Origin of the sequence: Nocardioides insulae DSM 17944 (assembly GCF_000422825.1) — a bacterium.
GTDB lineage: Bacteria > Actinomycetota > Actinomycetes > Propionibacteriales > Nocardioidaceae > Nocardioides > Nocardioides insulae.
In genome coordinates this window covers 1-14866 of the sequence record NZ_KE383930.1, presented here as the reverse complement: position 1 = coordinate 14866, position 14866 = coordinate 1, and the positions used below count along the sequence as shown (strand labels likewise).

General features: G+C 70.3%; 12 protein-coding genes and 1 pseudogene. 7 read left to right on the top strand and 6 right to left on the bottom strand.

Annotation, left to right across the window (positions count from 1 at the left end; genetic code table 11):
• Positions 1–80 precede the first annotated feature (80 nt).
• Positions 81–1322 carry a metal-dependent hydrolase family protein gene (locus tag G515_RS0118390; protein ID WP_028661334.1) on the bottom strand — a complete coding sequence of 414 codons (1242 nt, stop codon included), beginning with the start codon at positions 1320–1322 and terminating at the stop codon, positions 81–83.
• A gap of 81 nt (positions 1323–1403) precedes the next feature.
• Between G515_RS0118390 and G515_RS0118385 the strand changes: the two genes are divergently transcribed.
• Positions 1404–2267, top strand: a complete 864-nt coding sequence (locus G515_RS0118385; protein ID WP_051218589.1) for a MurR/RpiR family transcriptional regulator — start codon at positions 1404–1406, stop codon at positions 2265–2267.
• 101 nt (positions 2268–2368) lie between these two features.
• Positions 2369–3784: a sodium:solute symporter family protein gene (locus G515_RS0118380; RefSeq protein WP_028661332.1), complete on the top strand. Its 1416-nt coding sequence runs from the start codon at positions 2369–2371 to the stop codon at positions 3782–3784.
• A gap of 117 nt (positions 3785–3901) precedes the next feature.
• Here G515_RS0118380 and G515_RS0118375 read toward each other — a convergent pair whose 3' ends face one another.
• The gene (locus tag G515_RS0118375) at positions 3902–4780 is read right to left on the bottom strand and encodes an Fpg/Nei family DNA glycosylase (RefSeq protein ID WP_028661331.1); all 879 of its coding nucleotides are present in this window, start codon (positions 4778–4780) and stop codon (positions 3902–3904) included.
• A 148-nt stretch (positions 4781–4928) separates the two neighbouring features.
• Between G515_RS0118375 and G515_RS0118370 the strand changes: the two genes are divergently transcribed.
• From G515_RS0118370 to G515_RS0118360, 3 genes are read left to right on the top strand one after another with little or no spacing between them, the layout of a single operon-like run.
• Positions 4929–5750 carry a patatin-like phospholipase family protein gene (locus G515_RS0118370; RefSeq protein ID WP_028661330.1) on the top strand — a complete coding sequence of 274 codons (822 nt, stop codon included), beginning with the start codon at positions 4929–4931 and terminating at the stop codon, positions 5748–5750.
• Positions 5747–6763: a 1-acyl-sn-glycerol-3-phosphate acyltransferase gene (locus tag G515_RS0118365; RefSeq protein WP_211221091.1), complete on the top strand. Its 1017-nt coding sequence runs from the start codon at positions 5747–5749 to the stop codon at positions 6761–6763. Before G515_RS0118370 ends, G515_RS0118365 begins: the two co-directional genes overlap by 4 nt.
• 11 nt (positions 6764–6774) lie before the next feature.
• The gene (locus G515_RS0118360; protein ID WP_028661328.1) at positions 6775–7506 is read left to right on the top strand and encodes a dienelactone hydrolase family protein; all 732 of its coding nucleotides are present in this window, start codon (positions 6775–6777) and stop codon (positions 7504–7506) included.
• Positions 7507–7593: 87 nt separating this feature from the next.
• Here G515_RS0118360 and G515_RS0118355 read toward each other — a convergent pair whose 3' ends face one another.
• Complete coding sequence (locus G515_RS0118355) at positions 7594–8406, bottom strand: class I SAM-dependent methyltransferase (RefSeq protein ID WP_028661327.1); 813 nt, start codon at positions 8404–8406, stop codon at positions 7594–7596.
• Positions 8407–8552: 146 nt separating this feature from the next.
• Between G515_RS0118355 and G515_RS0118350 the strand changes: the two genes are divergently transcribed.
• Positions 8553–9767, top strand: a complete 1215-nt coding sequence (locus G515_RS0118350; protein WP_028661326.1) for an ATP-binding protein — start codon at positions 8553–8555, stop codon at positions 9765–9767.
• Between the two features lie 103 nt (positions 9768–9870).
• Positions 9871–10212 (top strand): annotated as a pseudogene (locus G515_RS24035) (DUF3592 domain-containing protein); the annotation flags it as partial.
• Positions 10213–10389: 177 nt separating this feature from the next.
• Here G515_RS24035 and G515_RS0118345 read toward each other — a convergent pair.
• The 3 genes from G515_RS0118345 to G515_RS0118335 all read right to left on the bottom strand — a co-directional run.
• On the bottom strand, positions 10390–11775 hold the full coding sequence (locus tag G515_RS0118345) for an amidase (protein WP_028661325.1): 1386 nt from the start codon (positions 11773–11775) through the stop codon (positions 10390–10392).
• 17 nt (positions 11776–11792) lie between these two features.
• The gene (locus G515_RS0118340) at positions 11793–13226 is read right to left on the bottom strand and encodes an amidohydrolase (protein WP_028661324.1); all 1434 of its coding nucleotides are present in this window, start codon (positions 13224–13226) and stop codon (positions 11793–11795) included.
• A gap of 213 nt (positions 13227–13439) precedes the next feature.
• On the bottom strand, positions 13440–14866 hold a 1427-nt coding region (locus tag G515_RS0118335; RefSeq protein ID WP_211221090.1), incomplete at its 5' end, for an amidohydrolase.

The following is a 14866-nucleotide window of genomic DNA, read 5'->3' as shown; positions in this document are numbered from 1 at the left end:
CGAACTGGCCTGACCCGAGGCCCCGGACGACGTCCAGCGACGCCTGCTACATCGGTGGTATGGCGGACGCCGGCTGACAGCTACGCCGCCACGACCACGCGGCCGCCCTGCAGCACGGTGCGCAGGTGCCGGTCCGGCGAGGCGAGGACGTCGACGTCCGTGAAGGGGTCACCGTCGACGAGGAGTGCGTCGGCGACCGCGCCGGGGCGGATGACGCCCAGATCTTCCCTCCCCAACAGTTCGGCGCCGACGACGGTCGCGGAGCGCAGCACCTCGGCAAGCGGCTGTACCCGGGCCCGGATGCGGAACTCCTCGTTCTGATGCGGCTGCATCGAACCCAGCAGGTCCGTGCCCAGAGCGACCTTGACCCCGCCCTTCCAGGCGAGTTCGAGTGCCTCCAGACCCGCGTCGAGGACGACGCCCACCTTGTCCTGACTCGCCTGCGGCAGCCCGGCTGCCGCACCCTCACTCTTGAGGTACTGGTAGGTCACCAGGGTCGGCACCAAGAAGGCACCCTTCTCGACGAGCAGGGCCACGCTCGACTCGTCGATCAGGTTGCCGTGCTCGATGCAGCGCACCCCTAGCTCGAGGCCGCGGTTGACGGCGGCAGCGGTGTAGGCGTGACCAGTGACGTAGCGGTTGGCGTTGGTGGCTTCCTCGACGGCTGCTCGGATCTCGTCGGCCGAGAATTGCAGAGAGTCGACCCGGTCGGTCGGAGAGGCGACCCCGCCGGAGAGCATCAGCTTGATGTGATGCGCTCCCGTACGCAGCTGATCGCGCGCGGCCCGACGCACCTCGTCCACGCCGTCGCAGACCCGGCCGATGCTCGGGCAGCACGTGTGATCGTCGAGCACCGTCCGACCCGGACCGCGAAGGTCCGCGTGACCACCGGTCGGCGACAGTGCCTTCCCACCGAACACCACTCGTGGCCCGGCCCACAGGCCGTGCTCGACGGCAGCGGCGAGACCGAAGTCGGCGCCACCGCAGTCGCGCACGGTGGTGAACCCTCGCCGCAGCATGCCGTCGAGGATGGCGCTGGTCTGCGCGGCTACGTAGTAGGGCGAGGCCTCGGCGAGCGCTCCGAGGTCGGCGTCGCCGGCGGTGACGTGGACGTGGGAGTCGATCAGTCCCGGCAGGATGTGAAGGCCGCTGGCGTCGATCTCGGTCGCGTGCCGAGGCACGTCCAGTCGTTCGCCGACCTCCTGGATCCGGCCGTCAGCGATCAGGACGTCGCCGGGTCGCGCCTCTTCTGCGACCACGTCGCAGACCAGTCCGCCCCGCAGGACGACGGCGTAGGCGGGGACAGGGGCGGAGTCCTTCATGGGAGTCCTTCCGGATCGACGGGTGGTGACCGGCCGCCCGACAGGCTAGGCAAGTCGCAATGTTCGTTGCATAGTAGCCGCATGAGTGGGGACCCGGACGTCATGCCCAGTTGGATCTCGGACCGACTGGCCGGGCGCGATCCGAGCCGGGCGGTGGGCCGGGTCCTGCAGGCGCTGCGGGTCCACCCTCGCCAGATGTCGTATGCGAGCACTGCGGAGGCCGCCCGAATGGCGGACGTCAACGTGGCGACGGTGGTGCGAACCGCTCAGGCCCTGGGACTGTCGGGCTGGCCGGCTCTGCGGGCCGAGGTTCGCTCCCGGTACCTGGCCGGCCTCTCCGCGGCTCAGCTCCTCCGGGAGCACGACGGAGGCGAAGGCGGGTCCGCCGTGGCGAGCGTGGGACGCGAGCTGACCAACCTCCAGGATCTCGCTGAGCTCCTCGACGACGACCAGGTCGACCGGGTCGCGCGGCTGATCACCTCCGCGCGGGTCTCGCTGGTGATGGGCTCGGGCAGCTTTGCCGCGCCGGGCCTGCAGCTCTCGCATCTGGCCCAGACGATCGGGTACGACGTCCGGCTGCAGCTCACCGGCGGGACCAGTCTGCTCAACGCGGTCTCGCTCCTGCGGGAAGGGGACTGCCTGGTTTGCTTCCAACTCTGGCGGACCCCCCGCGAGGTCCACCACGCCATCCGGGTCGCGCACGCGCAGGGCGTGCATGTCGTCGTGGTGAGCGACCTGCTCGGTGGGCCGTCGGAGGAGTTCGCCACCGAGTTGGTCGTGGTGCCCAGCGAAGGGTCTGGAATGTTCCCGTCGCTGGTCCCGACGGTGACGGTCGTGCAGGCGATCATCGGGGCCGTCGTTCGCGTTGATCCGGCTCGGGCGTCGGAGGCCAGCGATCGCGCGCAGTGCCTGTGGGACGAGCATCGGCTCTTCTCGTCGTCGTGATCCGGATGCTGAAATTTTTGCAACACCCGTTGCATTTCCTCCGAAATTTGGCAGTCTGACCCGCCTGGGCCGGACCGGCTCGACCGAACCGTGGAGGACTCGTGCAAACCGTTCATGTTGTCGTGTTGGTGGCGTACCTGCTGCTGATGGTCGCCGTTGGGTTGTGGTTCAGCCGGGCCAAGGAGGTCTCAACAGGCGAGGACTTCGTCTTCGCGGGGCGCGACCTGCCCCGCCCCGTGATGATCGGGACCCTGTTGGCTACCTGGGTGGGGTCCGGAACCATCATCGGTGGCGGAAGCTTCGCCTACACCTACGGACCTCTGGCGTCGATCTTCTTCCTCGCCGGGACCCCGGCGGGGATCGTGGTCCTCTATTTCCTGGCGAAGCGCATTCGCCGCAACGCGACGTACACGGTTCCCCAGCTGCTCGAGCAAAAGTACGGCATCAGTGTCCGGGTCATAGCGGCGATCATCACGGTGCTGGCCTACACGGGGATCACGGCCTATCAGTTCACCGGTGGTGGACAGATCATCAGCGTGGTCACCGACCTCGAGCCCGGGGCTGGCGCCATCATCGTGTTCGTCCTGGTGACCTTCCTGGCGTTCGGTGGGGGCCTCAAGTCCGTCGCCTGGTCCGACTTCCTGTCGGCGACCCTGATCGTGTTCGTGCTGCTGGTCGCCCTGCCGATGGTGATCGGTCGGGACATCGGCGGCGTGGCCGCCTACTGGGACGCGCTGCCGGATGTCGCGCACACCTTCACCGGGGGTCTCACCCCTCTTCAGTTGCTGGGGTACTTCCTGCCTCTGTTCTTGCTGGTGCTCGCCGACCAGAACATGTATCAGCGGTTCGGGGCCGCGCGTAGTGAGGCCGAGGCGAAGAGTTCGGCGGCGGGATTCTTCATCTCGAGCTTCTTCGTGACCATCCCCGTGGCGCTGCTCGGCTCGGCGGCTGTCATCCTCTACCCCGAAATCGTCCCGGACCAGGCCGTCCTGGCGCTCGCTGGCGAAGGGACACTTCCCCCGGTGCTGGGTGGGTTGCTGCTCGCCGGTGCACTGGCCTTCATCATCACCACCGGCTCCTCGTTCCTGCTCTCCGGCGCAGGCAATGTCGTCTATGACGTCGGGGAGCGGGTCCTCGGGTGGCAGATGGACGAGCGCCGACGGCTGCGGGTGCACCGGTTCGCGATCCTGGGAATCGCAGTGGTCGCGTATGTGCTGGGCCGGTACTTCCCGACGGTCCTGGAACTGCAGATGTATTCCTACACGGTCTACGGCGTGGCGATCGCGCCCCCTGTGCTCGCCATCTTCCTGTGGCCACGGGCGAGTAAGTGGGGTGCGCTGATCGCGATGACCCTCGGAGTCGTCGTCACCATCGTCTGGGAGCAGCTCGGGCAGCCATACGGCGTGAACTCGGTGATCATTTCGCTGCCGGTCGCCGTGATCGCCCTGGTTGCGGGCAGCCTTCTCATCCCCGATCGGACGGTGGGAAGGCGGCGCGACGAGGTGACCAACGCCTGAGCCGTCCCGCAGCGCTGGCCTGAGAGGACGTGGATGCGGCCGTGGCCTCGCGCCAGCAGCACGGCGGGGCGGGTGAGTCAGCGGCGCGGGGCCTCGCCTGGCGTTCCTCCCGCCGAGTCACTTGAGCAGCTTGGACATCCGTCGGTCGGCGAGCGGCTTGCCGCCGGTCTGGCAGGTGGGGCAGTACTGCAGACTGGAGTCGGCGAAACTGACCTCCCGCACCGTGTCGCCGCAGACCGGGCAGGCCTGGCCGGCGCGGCCGTGCACGGCGAGGTGGCTCTTCTTCTCGCCCTTGAGTTCGCTGGCCGCCATCCCCTCCGAGCGCGCCACCGCGTCGGTGAGGGTCGACCGCAGGGCGTCGTACAGGACCTGCGACTCCTCCTCGGTGAGGTCGGCCGGCTTGAAGGGCGACATCCGCGCGGCGTGCAGGATCTCGTCGGAATAGGCGTTGCCGATCCCGGCGATGGTGCCCTGGTGGCGCAGCACGCCCTTGATCTGCTTGCGCCCCTCCGCGGCCAGGATCTGCCGGAACCTGTCGAGGGTGAATTCCTCGGCCAGCGGGTCCGGTCCCAGCGACGCGATGCCGGGTACGTCGGCGGGGCGGCGCACCACGTAGACCGCCAGGCTCTTCTTGGTGCCCGCCTCGGTCAGGTCGAACCCCCGCCCGGCGTCCGGGTCGGCGTCGTCGAGTTCCACGCGAACCGCGACGGTGGACTTCGTGCTCGGTCGAGGGGGCGTGGCCGGCAACTGCTCGCGCCACCGCACCCACCCGGCCCGGGCGAGGTGCACGATCAGGTGCAGCCCGGAGGCCTCGATGTCGAGGAACTTGCCGTGCCGGGACACGTCGTCGACCAGGGTGCCCTCGAGCGCCTGGACCGGTGGATCGAACGTCTTCAGGGCGCTGAACTGGGGCACGTGGATCCGCGTGATCGCGCGGTCGCGAAGGCGTCCCCGCAGGTCCAGGGCCAGTGCGTGCACCTCGGGCAGCTCGGGCATGGGGTCAGCATAGGGCGAACGCGGAGACGAGTAGGGGGGTCGATGCCGGCGTATCGGAACATCTAGGAACCGTCCTAGACGACCACATCCACCTTCATCGAGACGCGGATTCCGCCTCTCGGGGTCCGCTGCGTGAGAGCATCGCGAGGTGAGTGTCGCGTTCGTACTCGGTGGGGGCGGCGTCCGCGGCGCCGTGCATGTCGGCATGCTCAAGGCGCTCTTCGAGCGCGGGGTGCGTCCCGACCTCGTGGTCGGCACCTCGATCGGTGCGATCACCGGTGCCGCGTTGGCGGCCGACCCCACCCCCGACGTGATCGACCGGATGGAGGAGATGTGGTCCTCCACCACGGCCCGGGAGGTGTACGGCGATCCGTGGTACCGCCAGCTGCGCCGATTCGCGCGCTCCAGGATCAACCTCTACGACCCCGCGCCGCTGCGCCGACTGGTCGAGGAGACCCTCGGTGGCCGGCGTACCTTCGAGGAGCTGGAGATCCCGCTGGCGGTCACCGCCGCCTGCATCGAGCGGGCGGCGGAGACGTGGTTCGACTCCGGGCCACTGGTCGACGCCGTCCTCGCCTCGGCCTCGGTGCCGGGCGCGCTGCCACCCACCGAGATCGACGGCGAGCACTTCCTGGACGGCGGACTGGTCGACTCGATCCCGCTCGGTGAGGCCGTACGACGCGGCGCCACCACCGTCTACGTCCTCCAGGTCGGCCGGATCGAGGAGTCCCTCACCGCACCGCGAACTCCCGCCGACGTCGCCCGGGTGAGTTTCGAGATCGCCCGCCGGCACCGCTTCTTCCGCGAACTCGCCGAGGTGCCGGACGGCGTCACCGTGCACGTCCTGCCGACCGGCGGGTCCCTGCCGGGGGACGCCAAACTGGGGGCGTTCAAGGATCTCGACTCCACCCGGCTGCGGATCGAACAGTCCTACGCGCATGCCCTGGAGTACCTCGAGCAGGCCCCGTGATCGCGCCCCCGCCGCGGTGGGTACGACGGCTGCTGATCGCTCCGGTCGTGGTGGCGCTGGCCGTGCTGCTGGTCCCGACCACGCTGATGCTGGCCCTGGTCGGCGGGGCCGCCCTGACCTGGGCGCTGCCCGGCCACCTGCGGGTGCTGCGGGTGCTGTGGATGGGCGCGTTCTACATCGCGTGGGACGCCGCGGCGCTGATCGCGCTCTTCGCCCTCTGGCTGGCGACCGGCTGCGGGCTCCTCCTGGACCGGCCCTGGAGCCGTCGCGCCCACGTGGCGCTGGCCCGCCGGATGCTGTGGATCTTCTTCTGGCAGGTGCATCTGACCCTGCGGCTGCGGATCGTGGTCGAGGGGGACCTCCCGAGCTCCGAGGTGCCCGTGGTCGTGCTCAGCCGGCACGCGGGGCCGGGGGATTCCTTCATCCTGGTCGACCAGGTGCTGCGTGCCGGCCGGGCCCCGGCGATCGTGCTCAAGGACACCCTGCAGTGGGACCCCGCGATCGACGTCCTGCTCAACCGGCTGCCCTCTGCCTTCGTCGTACCCGGTTCGCGGCGCCGGCCGGGCCAGCCGTCGACCCGCTCGACGATCGCGCGGATCGGCGGCGAGCTCACCGGCGAGGACGCCCTGGTGATGTTCCCCGAGGGTGGCAACCTCACCGAGCGGCGTCGTCTGCGCCGGATCGAGACCCTCCGGGCCACCGGCCACCTCGAACTCGCCCGCCGGGCTGAGGCGATGCCGCACGTGATGCCGCCGTACACAGGGGGGTTCCTCACCGCGGTCCAGGCCGCCCCGGACGCCGCCGTCCTCGTCGTCGCCCACACCGGGCTGGAACGGCTGGTCACCGTCCGCGACATCTGGCGCGAGCTCCCGATGGACAAGACCATCGTGCTCGGCGGCTGGCTGACCCACGCCGCCGACCTCCCCGCGGGGGACGAGGCTCGCGAGGCATGGCTCTTCGACCAGTGGGTGAAGGTCGACGCCTGGATCGCGCGCCGCGCACCCTCCGAGTGAAAGGCACACGCATGCACGTCATCTCCGAACGACGTCTCGACGGCGGGTGCCTCGAACGCGACTTCACCCTCGGCGAGATCCCCGGCACGGTGTGGACGCCCGACCACGTCGATTCACCGTTGCCCGTGATCCTGCTGGGCCACCCCGGGGGAATGCGCCGGATGTACCCCCGTCTGGCGGCGCGGGCCCGACGCTGTCTGGCGGACGGCTACGCCGCGGCCACCATCGAGTTGCCCGGCAGCGGCGATCGACCCCGCCTGGACGGAGTCGATCAGGCCCGGGCCGGCCTTCGCCGCGCCCTGGCGGCGGGGGAGCCGGTGGGCGAGGAGATCGTCGAACGACTGATCCTCCCGCTCGTCGAGCAGGCGGTCCCGGAGTGGCGGGCCACCCTGAACGCACTCCTCGCACTGCCCGAGATCGGCGGCCCGGTCGGGTTCTCGGGCGGGGTGATCGCCGTCGGTGTCCGGCTGGCGCTGGTCGAGCCGCGGATCGTGGCGGCCGGCCTGTTCGCGGGGAGCTACGTGCCCCGGGCGATATTCGACGAGGCGCGACAGGTCACGATCCCACTGCACGTTCTGCTGCAGTGGGACGACGAGGGCAACGACCGGCAGTTGGCGCTCGACCTGTTCGACGCCTTCGGGTCGGCGGAGAAGACGCTTCAGGCCAACATGGGCGGGCACACCGGCGTGCCCGCGTGGGCCGGAGAGGACGCGAGCAGGTTCTTCGCCCGACACCTGAGGTGAGGACGGAGCGTCACGACAGAGGAAGGGCCCGGCGATGCCGTCCCGGTCGGTCGGCCGGGCCGGCGCCGAACCTTCGCCGGGTCTCGGCTACGGCGACGTCGCGGCGGAGGCCGGCGGTGCCGAACCGCGCGCGGCGCGGGCGACCGCGCGGAGCTCGAAGGGCCCGTCCGGAGACCCGAGTTGCTCGAACAGGGCGCGGCGCAGGGCATCCTGTTGATCCCTCGGGCGGGTCACGGCGTACTGCCCGGCGGGGCCGATCCCGGCCAGGAAGCCCGACCACAGGTCGTCGAAGGACACGTAGGACGAGGTCACCTCCAGGGTCGTCTCGGAGGTCTGCTGGAAGCCCGCGCCCTCGAACAGCTCGGCCAGCTCACCCTCCTTGCCGAAGCGGAGCGCGGCCTCGTCGGGGGCGGCGGGATCCAGGCTCGTGGCGGCGTCCCAGAAGTGCCGCAGCATCGCCATGCCCTGGGCGAAGTCCCAGCTGCACGCGGCCACGGTGCCGCCGGGGCGCAGGACCCGTCGCATCTCGGCCGCGGCAGTCTCGGGGTCACTGACGAAGTGCAGCACCAGCTGCGCCAGCACCACATCCCGGGAGGAGTCCTCACAGGGCAGCTGCTCGGCACGGCCCCGGCGTACGTCGACGCCCGGGTGTCGAGCGCGGCACTCCTGCACGAACGGCTCCGACGGGTCGCAGGCAAGCACCCCGCCGGGACCGAGCCGCTGTACGAGCACACCGGTCAACGCACCGGGGCCGCAGCCGACGTCGAGTGCGGACTGCCCGGCGACCACCCCGGCCCAGTCGGCGAACAACGTGGCCAGCGACCGCGAGTAGCGGCCCATGAAGGCGTCGTACTCCGCGCCCGATCTCTGGAAGGTGGCGGCGCCCTCGACCGGATCCATCAGCTCAGCCCTCATCAGACCGCGCAGGTGACTGCGCTGCCTGCACGCTACTCCGACCCGGGTCGCCGCAACCACTGCTCCTCAGGTCGATGCGACGCGCTAGCGAAATCTAGGACTCTTCCTAGATCCCTCGATACGGTCGCATCGTGGATCCCATCCGTAACCCCTACGCACCCGGCGCCGGCCAGCGCCCGCCCGAGTTGGCCGGTCGTGACGACCAGTTGCGCGCCTTCGACGTCGTGCTGGAGCGGGTGGCGCGGGGGAGGCCGGAGCGTTCGCTCGTGCTGACCGGGCTGCGCGGGGTGGGCAAGACGGTGCTGCTCAACGCGCTGAGGTCGGCGGCGGTGCGGAAGGGGTGGGGGACCGGCAAGTTCGAGGCCCGACCGGACCAGTCGCTGCGCCGCCCCCTCGCCAGTGCCCTGCACCAGGCGATCCGCGAACTCGGCCACCCCGATGCCGACGCCGTCGACCACGTGCTCGGCGTCCTGCGCTCCTTCGTGCAGCGTGAGGCGGGGCCCAACGCCAAGCTGCGGGAGCAGTGGAGCCCCGGCATCGACGCACCGGCGGTGCGCGGCAGGGCCGACTCGGGCGACATCGAGATCGACCTGGTCGAACTCCTCACCGACGTCGGCGGCCTCGCCGCGGACGTCGGCAAGGGGGTCGGCGTGTTCATCGACGAGATGCAGGACCTCGGGCCCGACGACGTCTCGGCGATGTGCGCCGCCTGCCACGAGATCAGCCAGTCCGGCCTGCCTCTGATCGTGGTCGGCGCCGGCCTGCCGCACCTGCCCGCCGTACTCTCCGCGTCCAAGTCCTACTCCGAGCGGCTCTTCTCCTATCAGCGCATCGACCGGCTCCCGCGCGAGTCGGCCGATCGTGCCCTGGCCGCGCCGGCGGCGGAGGAGGAGGCCGACTTCGAGAGCGACGCACTGGCCGCGATGTACGAGCACACCGGTGGTTACCCCTACTTCATCCAGGCGTACGGCAAGGCGGTGTGGGATCTCGCCCCGCGTACGCCGATCACGGCCGCGGACGTCGGGGTGGCCGCCCCCGAGGCCGACCGTGAGCTCGCGGTCGGCTTCTTCGGCTCCCGCTTCGAGCGCGCCACCCCCGGTGAACGCGACTACCTGCGCGCGATGGCCGATGCCGCGGTCGAGATGGCCACCCGCGGGGAGGGCCGGATCGACGACATCGGCTCGGTGGCGACCGCGGATGTGGCGGCCCTGTTGGGTAAGAAGCCGCAATCGCTCTCCCCGGCCCGGGACGCCCTGTTGAAGAAGGGCCTCATCTACTCCGGCGAGCGCGGCCTGATCGCCTTCACCGTCCCCCACTTCGGGCGATACCTGCGCAGCCAGGCCTGACGGCTGATCCAGGGACTACGCCCTGTGGATCGAGGAGGCGGGCGCTGCGGAGTCCCGCCGACCCCGATCACGGCTGCGGATGTCGGTGGTGTGAGATTCCGCCATGGCCCGCTACACGTTGCTCGTCATCGGGATCCTGCTGGTGTGCACGACCCACCTGTGGGGCGGGCCGAGCGAGAGCGCTGCCGACTTCGACCGGTTGCGCGCCGAGGGCGAGCACAGCGTCGGCAGGGTCACCGAGATCCGTGCACGGGAGGTCACCCATTACGGACGCCGGGGACGTACGTCGACCTCGACCGTGCACTGTCCCGTCGTCACCTACCGCCCCATCGTCGACGGCCGGCGATACCGGACCAACTTCATCGAGTACGAGGTCTGCGAGGGCTGGTCCGTCGGGGACGAGGTCGGCGTCGTCTGGGATCCGGCCCGCCGGTCTGATGTCCACATCGACAGCGACGAGGTACGCGAGTCACTGGCCGGTGATGAGCGCTCGTTCCGCTGGGGCGCCTGGCTCGGCTACGGGCTCGTGGCGGTGATGACCCCACTCATCCTGATCGGCTGGTGGCGGCGGATCCAGCGGTCCCGAAGCCGGCACCCCGTAGGCCACGGGCCGGATGCCGGGTCAGATCAGCCGGCTCCAGTCGGGGGTGGCGCCCTCGCCGCGGTGGCCCTCGTACCACGCGGAGGCCTGGAGCACCCGGAGGTCCTCGAACCGGGTGGCGGCGATCTGGAGTCCGATCGGCTTTCCCTGGGTGGTGAAGCCACAGTTGATCGAGGCCGCCGGGGTGCCGGCGACGTTGAGCGGCGAGGTGAAGTTCGCGCCGGTCAGTTCCTCGGTCATCATGCTCTCGGCCGGCCCGGTGACCGAGCCGCAGACCGGTGAGAGCACCAGATCGTAGGCGTCGAGCGTCTGCACTGTTTCCGAGACCATCGGCCCGATCAGGTCGTAGGCCCGGATCACGTCCAACGGGCTCATCTCTTGCACGCGTCGGGCGCCCTCGACCATCGGCTGGTAGGCCTTGGAGAGGTCATCGATCAGCGCCGGGTCGTTCAGCTGGGACCACTGGTGGGCCGCCATGAAGGGCAGTTGCGCCTCGCTGAGGTAGTCCCGGGAGAGGTAGGCCGGGATCGGGATGATCTCCGCTCCGGCTTCGGCGAACCGGTCCGCGGCGCGGGACACCGCGGCCGCCACCTCGGGATCGACCCGGGTACCGGGGGCCACGTCGAAGCAGAGTCCGATCCGCAGACCGGTGACCTCGAGGTCGAGGCCGGTCCAGTCGATGTTCTGTGCTGGCAGGGAGGCGCAGTCCCGCCTGTCCGGGCGGGACAGGTAGGTCATCGCCGCAGCCGCGTCGGCCACGGTCCTGGTCATCGGGCCCGCGACCCTGCCCAGGTAGGTGTCCAGGATCGGCACCCGTCCGTAGGAGGGCTTGAACCCGAAGACGCCGGTGAACGAGGCGGGCAGTCGGATCGAGCCGCCGATGTCGGTGCCGATGTTGATCGCGCCGTAGCCGAAGGCGGTGGCGACCGCGGCGCCGGAGGAGGACCCACCGGTGTTCCAGGCGGGGTTCCACGGGTTGCGGGCGGTGCCGTGACGGGAGGAGACGCCGGAACCGAGTCCGCTGAGGTCGGGCATCGTGGTGGATCCGACGATCACCGCGCCGGCCTCCAGGAGGCGGTCGGTGACGGGGGAGTTGACCTCCGCTGGTCGCGGGTGGCGGGCCGCGGTCCCCAGGGACTGGTGGAATCCGATGACCGGGGTGTTCTCCTTGAGCGTGACCGGTACGCCGTCCAGGGGGCCGAGCTGCTGGCCGCGCCTCCAGCGCTCTTCGCTGGCCCGGGCGGCTCGGGTGGCCCCGTCGGTGTCGACGACGTACATCCCTCGGTGGAGGGCGTCCTTGTCCTCGATCCGGGCGGTCGCGGCCTTGAGGGCGTCGACGGGAGACAGGTCCCCGGTGCGGTAGGCGGCGGTGAGTTCGGTGGCGCTCAGCTCGTGTGTCTGCTGCATGGAGTGACCTTCCCTTCTCAGGCGCGGTTCCGCAGCGGCGGGGCGATGACGCCGTCGGGGATCGGGCAGTCGTAGGGCGTGATCGCGGTGGTCTCCTCGAACTCCTTGCGCGCCTGGGCGAGGAGGTTGGGGTCGGTGAACAGGTCCAGGGCGGTGCCGGCGATCGCCTTGGCCGAGTAGACCATCCCCTTGTGCGCGGCCGGGAGCTTGCCCTGGGCCACGAACTGCCACGAGTGCGGCGCGGTACCCATCGACATGCACGCGGTCATAATCTGGACCGTCGGCGTGACCCAGGAGACGTCGCCGACGTCGGTCGACCCGGAGATGAGCTGGCGCGGCTGGGTGATGTCCATCGGCGGTACGACGTCCGCGAGCACCCGGGTGTCGCCGCGCGGCAGCCCCATCAGCGCTCGCTCGCTGGCGAGCTCCTTGGCCTCGTAGGTGTCGGCGAAGGTCTTGGCCCTGGCCTCGTCGTCGGCGTCGAAGGGGATCGGGCCGAGCTCGGTGACGTTGCGGTGCAGGACCTCCTCCAACACATCGTTCGGGAGGATCTCGGCCGAGGCGCCGTCGAACTCGATGCTCAACTCCGTGCCGGTCATCTGAGCGGCGCCGCGGGCCACGTCGAAGACCCGCTCGTAGAGTTCGCGCATCTCGGCGACCGTCTCGGCCCGCACGACGTAGTAGATCGAGGACTTCTCCTGGACCACGTTGGGCGACTCGCCGCCGACATCGGTGAAGGCGTAGTGGATCCGGGCGCTGTCGGGCATGTGCTCGCGCAGGAAGTTCACGCCGATGTTGAGCAGTTCGGCGGCGTCCAGCGCACTGCGCCCGCGGTGCGGTGCGGCCCCGGCGTGGGAGGCGACGCCGCGGTAGTGGAAGTACATCTGGGCGTAGGCGACGGTGCGGGTCTGGCGGGTGAAGGTCCGTGAATTCGGGTGCCAGGTCACGGTCGCGTCGACGTCGGCGAAGGCGCCGGCCTTGACCATGAAGGACTTTCCGGCCGCCGCCTCCTCGGCCGGGCAGCCGTAGTAGCGGACCCGGCCCGGCAGGTTCTTCTCGGCGAGGAACTTCGCGGCAGAGACGGCGGCGAGCAGGGCGCCCGCCCCGAGGAGGTGGTGCCCGCAGCCCTGCCCGCAGCCGGTGGTGTTGTCGGGGTCGGGCGCGCACTCCGTCGATCCGGAGGCCTGGCTCAGTCCGGCCAGGGCGTCGTACTCGCCGAGGAAGGCGATCACCGGCCCGTCGGTGCCCCATTCGGCGGAGAAGGCGGTGGGAATCCCGCCGATCTCGCGGGTGATGGTGGCACCGTGTGCCTCGGCCACGGCGATGTGACGATCGACCGCGTCGTACTCCGCCCAGCGAAGTTGCGGGTGGTCCCAGATCGCGTCGCTGAGCGCGGTGAACTCGGGGGTGAGGACGTCGATGATCGTGCCGACGTCGGTGAGGTTGCTCATGGATGAGACTCCTTCATGGGTGGTGCGGTGGCGGGAAGACCTGTTCCGGCGGCGGACGTGCCTGCCGGAGCGAGTGGGGAGCGCGGCAGTTGGGCGGGGATTGCTCGGCGAGCGGATTCGGTTCCGACTGCGCGGACCCGTGACCTGCTCCCAGCTCCCGGGGCGAGTTGTTCGGTCCCGAGTGCTGGGGAGCAGCTCAGCGCAGCCGGCAGATCACGCCGGCCGGTAGGTCGGGCGCAGCGGCGGCGGCACGGTGCCCTCGGGGATCGGGTTCTCGTAGGGCGTCTTGGAGATGACGCCCTGGAACTCGTCCTTGGCCCGCGTCAGCAGGTCGGGATCGGTGAGCATGTCGAGGGCCACCGCGGCCATCGCCTTGGCGCCGTGGATCATGCCCTTGTGCGCGGCCGGGGACTTGCCCTGGGTGACCATCTGCCAGGAATGGTGCGGCGTACCCAGGATCGCGGTCCCCGCTGCCATCTGCACGGTGGGGGTGACCCAGCTGACGTCGCCGACGTCGGTCGACCCGGTGTTCTGGGTCCGGTGGACGGGGTCGGGAAGCGGCAGGATGCCGGTGTAGTACGGCTCGGCAGTGTCAGGCAGTCCCAGCATCTGCCGGGCGCCCTCGGCGGCGCCGGCGGGCAGACCTGCGCTGAGTACCCGGCCGTACTCCTGATCCGCCTCGTCGAAGGGCACACCGCCGAGCTCGACGACGCTCGCGTACAGGGCCTCTTCCAGCACCCGGTTGGGCAGCATCTCGGCGCAGGCGCCGTCGAACTCGATCTCCACCTCGGTCTCGGTCATCAGGGCCGCGCCGCGGGCGACCTTCTTGACCCGCTCGTAGAGGGCGCGCATCTTGGCGACCGTGGGGGAGCGGACGATGTAGTAGAGCTCGGCGGTGGGCTGGACGACGTTGGCCGAGGGACCGCCGGCGTCGATGAAGGCGTAGTGGATGCGGTCGGTGTCCTCCATGTGCTCACGCAGGAAGTTCACCCCGACGTTCATCAGCTCGGCCGCGTCCAGGGCACTGCGTCCATGGTGCGGGTCCGCGCCGGCGTGGGCCGGGAGCCCGCGGAAGCGGAAGTAGGCCTGGGTGTAGGCCAGGGTCCTCCACTGCACCGCGGACGCAGCGGGGTACGGGTGGTTGGTCACCGCGGCGTCGACATCGTCGAAGGCCCCGCCCGCGACCATGAAGGTCTTGCCGGCGGCGCCCTCCTCGGCGGGGCAGCCGTAGTAGCGCACGGTGCCGGGGAGATCGTTCTTCTCCATGTGCCGGGCCAGGGCGACGGCGGCGAGCAGTGAGCCGGATCCGAGCAGGTTGTGGTGACAGCCGTGGCCGGCCTCGGTGTCGCTCTCGAGGTCGGGGGCACGCTCGGTGGAGCTCGCCTCCTGGCTCAGCGAGGCCAGGGCGTCGTATTCACCCAGGAACCCGATCACGGGTGCGCCCGAGCCCCACTCCGCGGAGAAGGCGGTCGGCACACCTCCCACCGAGGTGGTGATCCGGGCGCCGAACTCCTCGGCGGCCTCGATCTGCTTCTTCATCGACTCGTGCTCTTCCCACCGCAGTTCGGGGTGGGCCCAGATCTCGTCGCTGAGTCGGGTGAAACGGGGGCCCAGCTCATCGATGAGCGGAGCGATCTTCG

Coding starts and splice junctions, on each gene's coding strand:
- G515_RS0118390 (WP_028661334.1), bottom strand. CDS start 1,322: ATGAAGGACTCCGCCCCTGTCCCCGCCTACGCCGTCGTCCTGCGGGGC.
- G515_RS0118385 (WP_051218589.1), top strand. CDS start 1,404: ATGAGTGGGGACCCGGACGTCATGCCCAGTTGGATCTCGGACCGACTG.
- G515_RS0118375 (WP_028661331.1), bottom strand. CDS start 4,780: ATGCCCGAGCTGCCCGAGGTGCACGCACTGGCCCTGGACCTGCGGGGA.
- G515_RS0118360 (WP_028661328.1), top strand. CDS start 6,775: ATGCACGTCATCTCCGAACGACGTCTCGACGGCGGGTGCCTCGAACGC.
- G515_RS0118355 (WP_028661327.1), bottom strand. CDS start 8,406: ATGGATCCGGTCGAGGGCGCCGCCACCTTCCAGAGATCGGGCGCGGAG.
- G515_RS0118345 (WP_028661325.1), bottom strand. CDS start 11,775: ATGCAGCAGACACACGAGCTGAGCGCCACCGAACTCACCGCCGCCTAC.
- G515_RS0118340 (WP_028661324.1), bottom strand. CDS start 13,226: ATGAGCAACCTCACCGACGTCGGCACGATCATCGACGTCCTCACCCCC.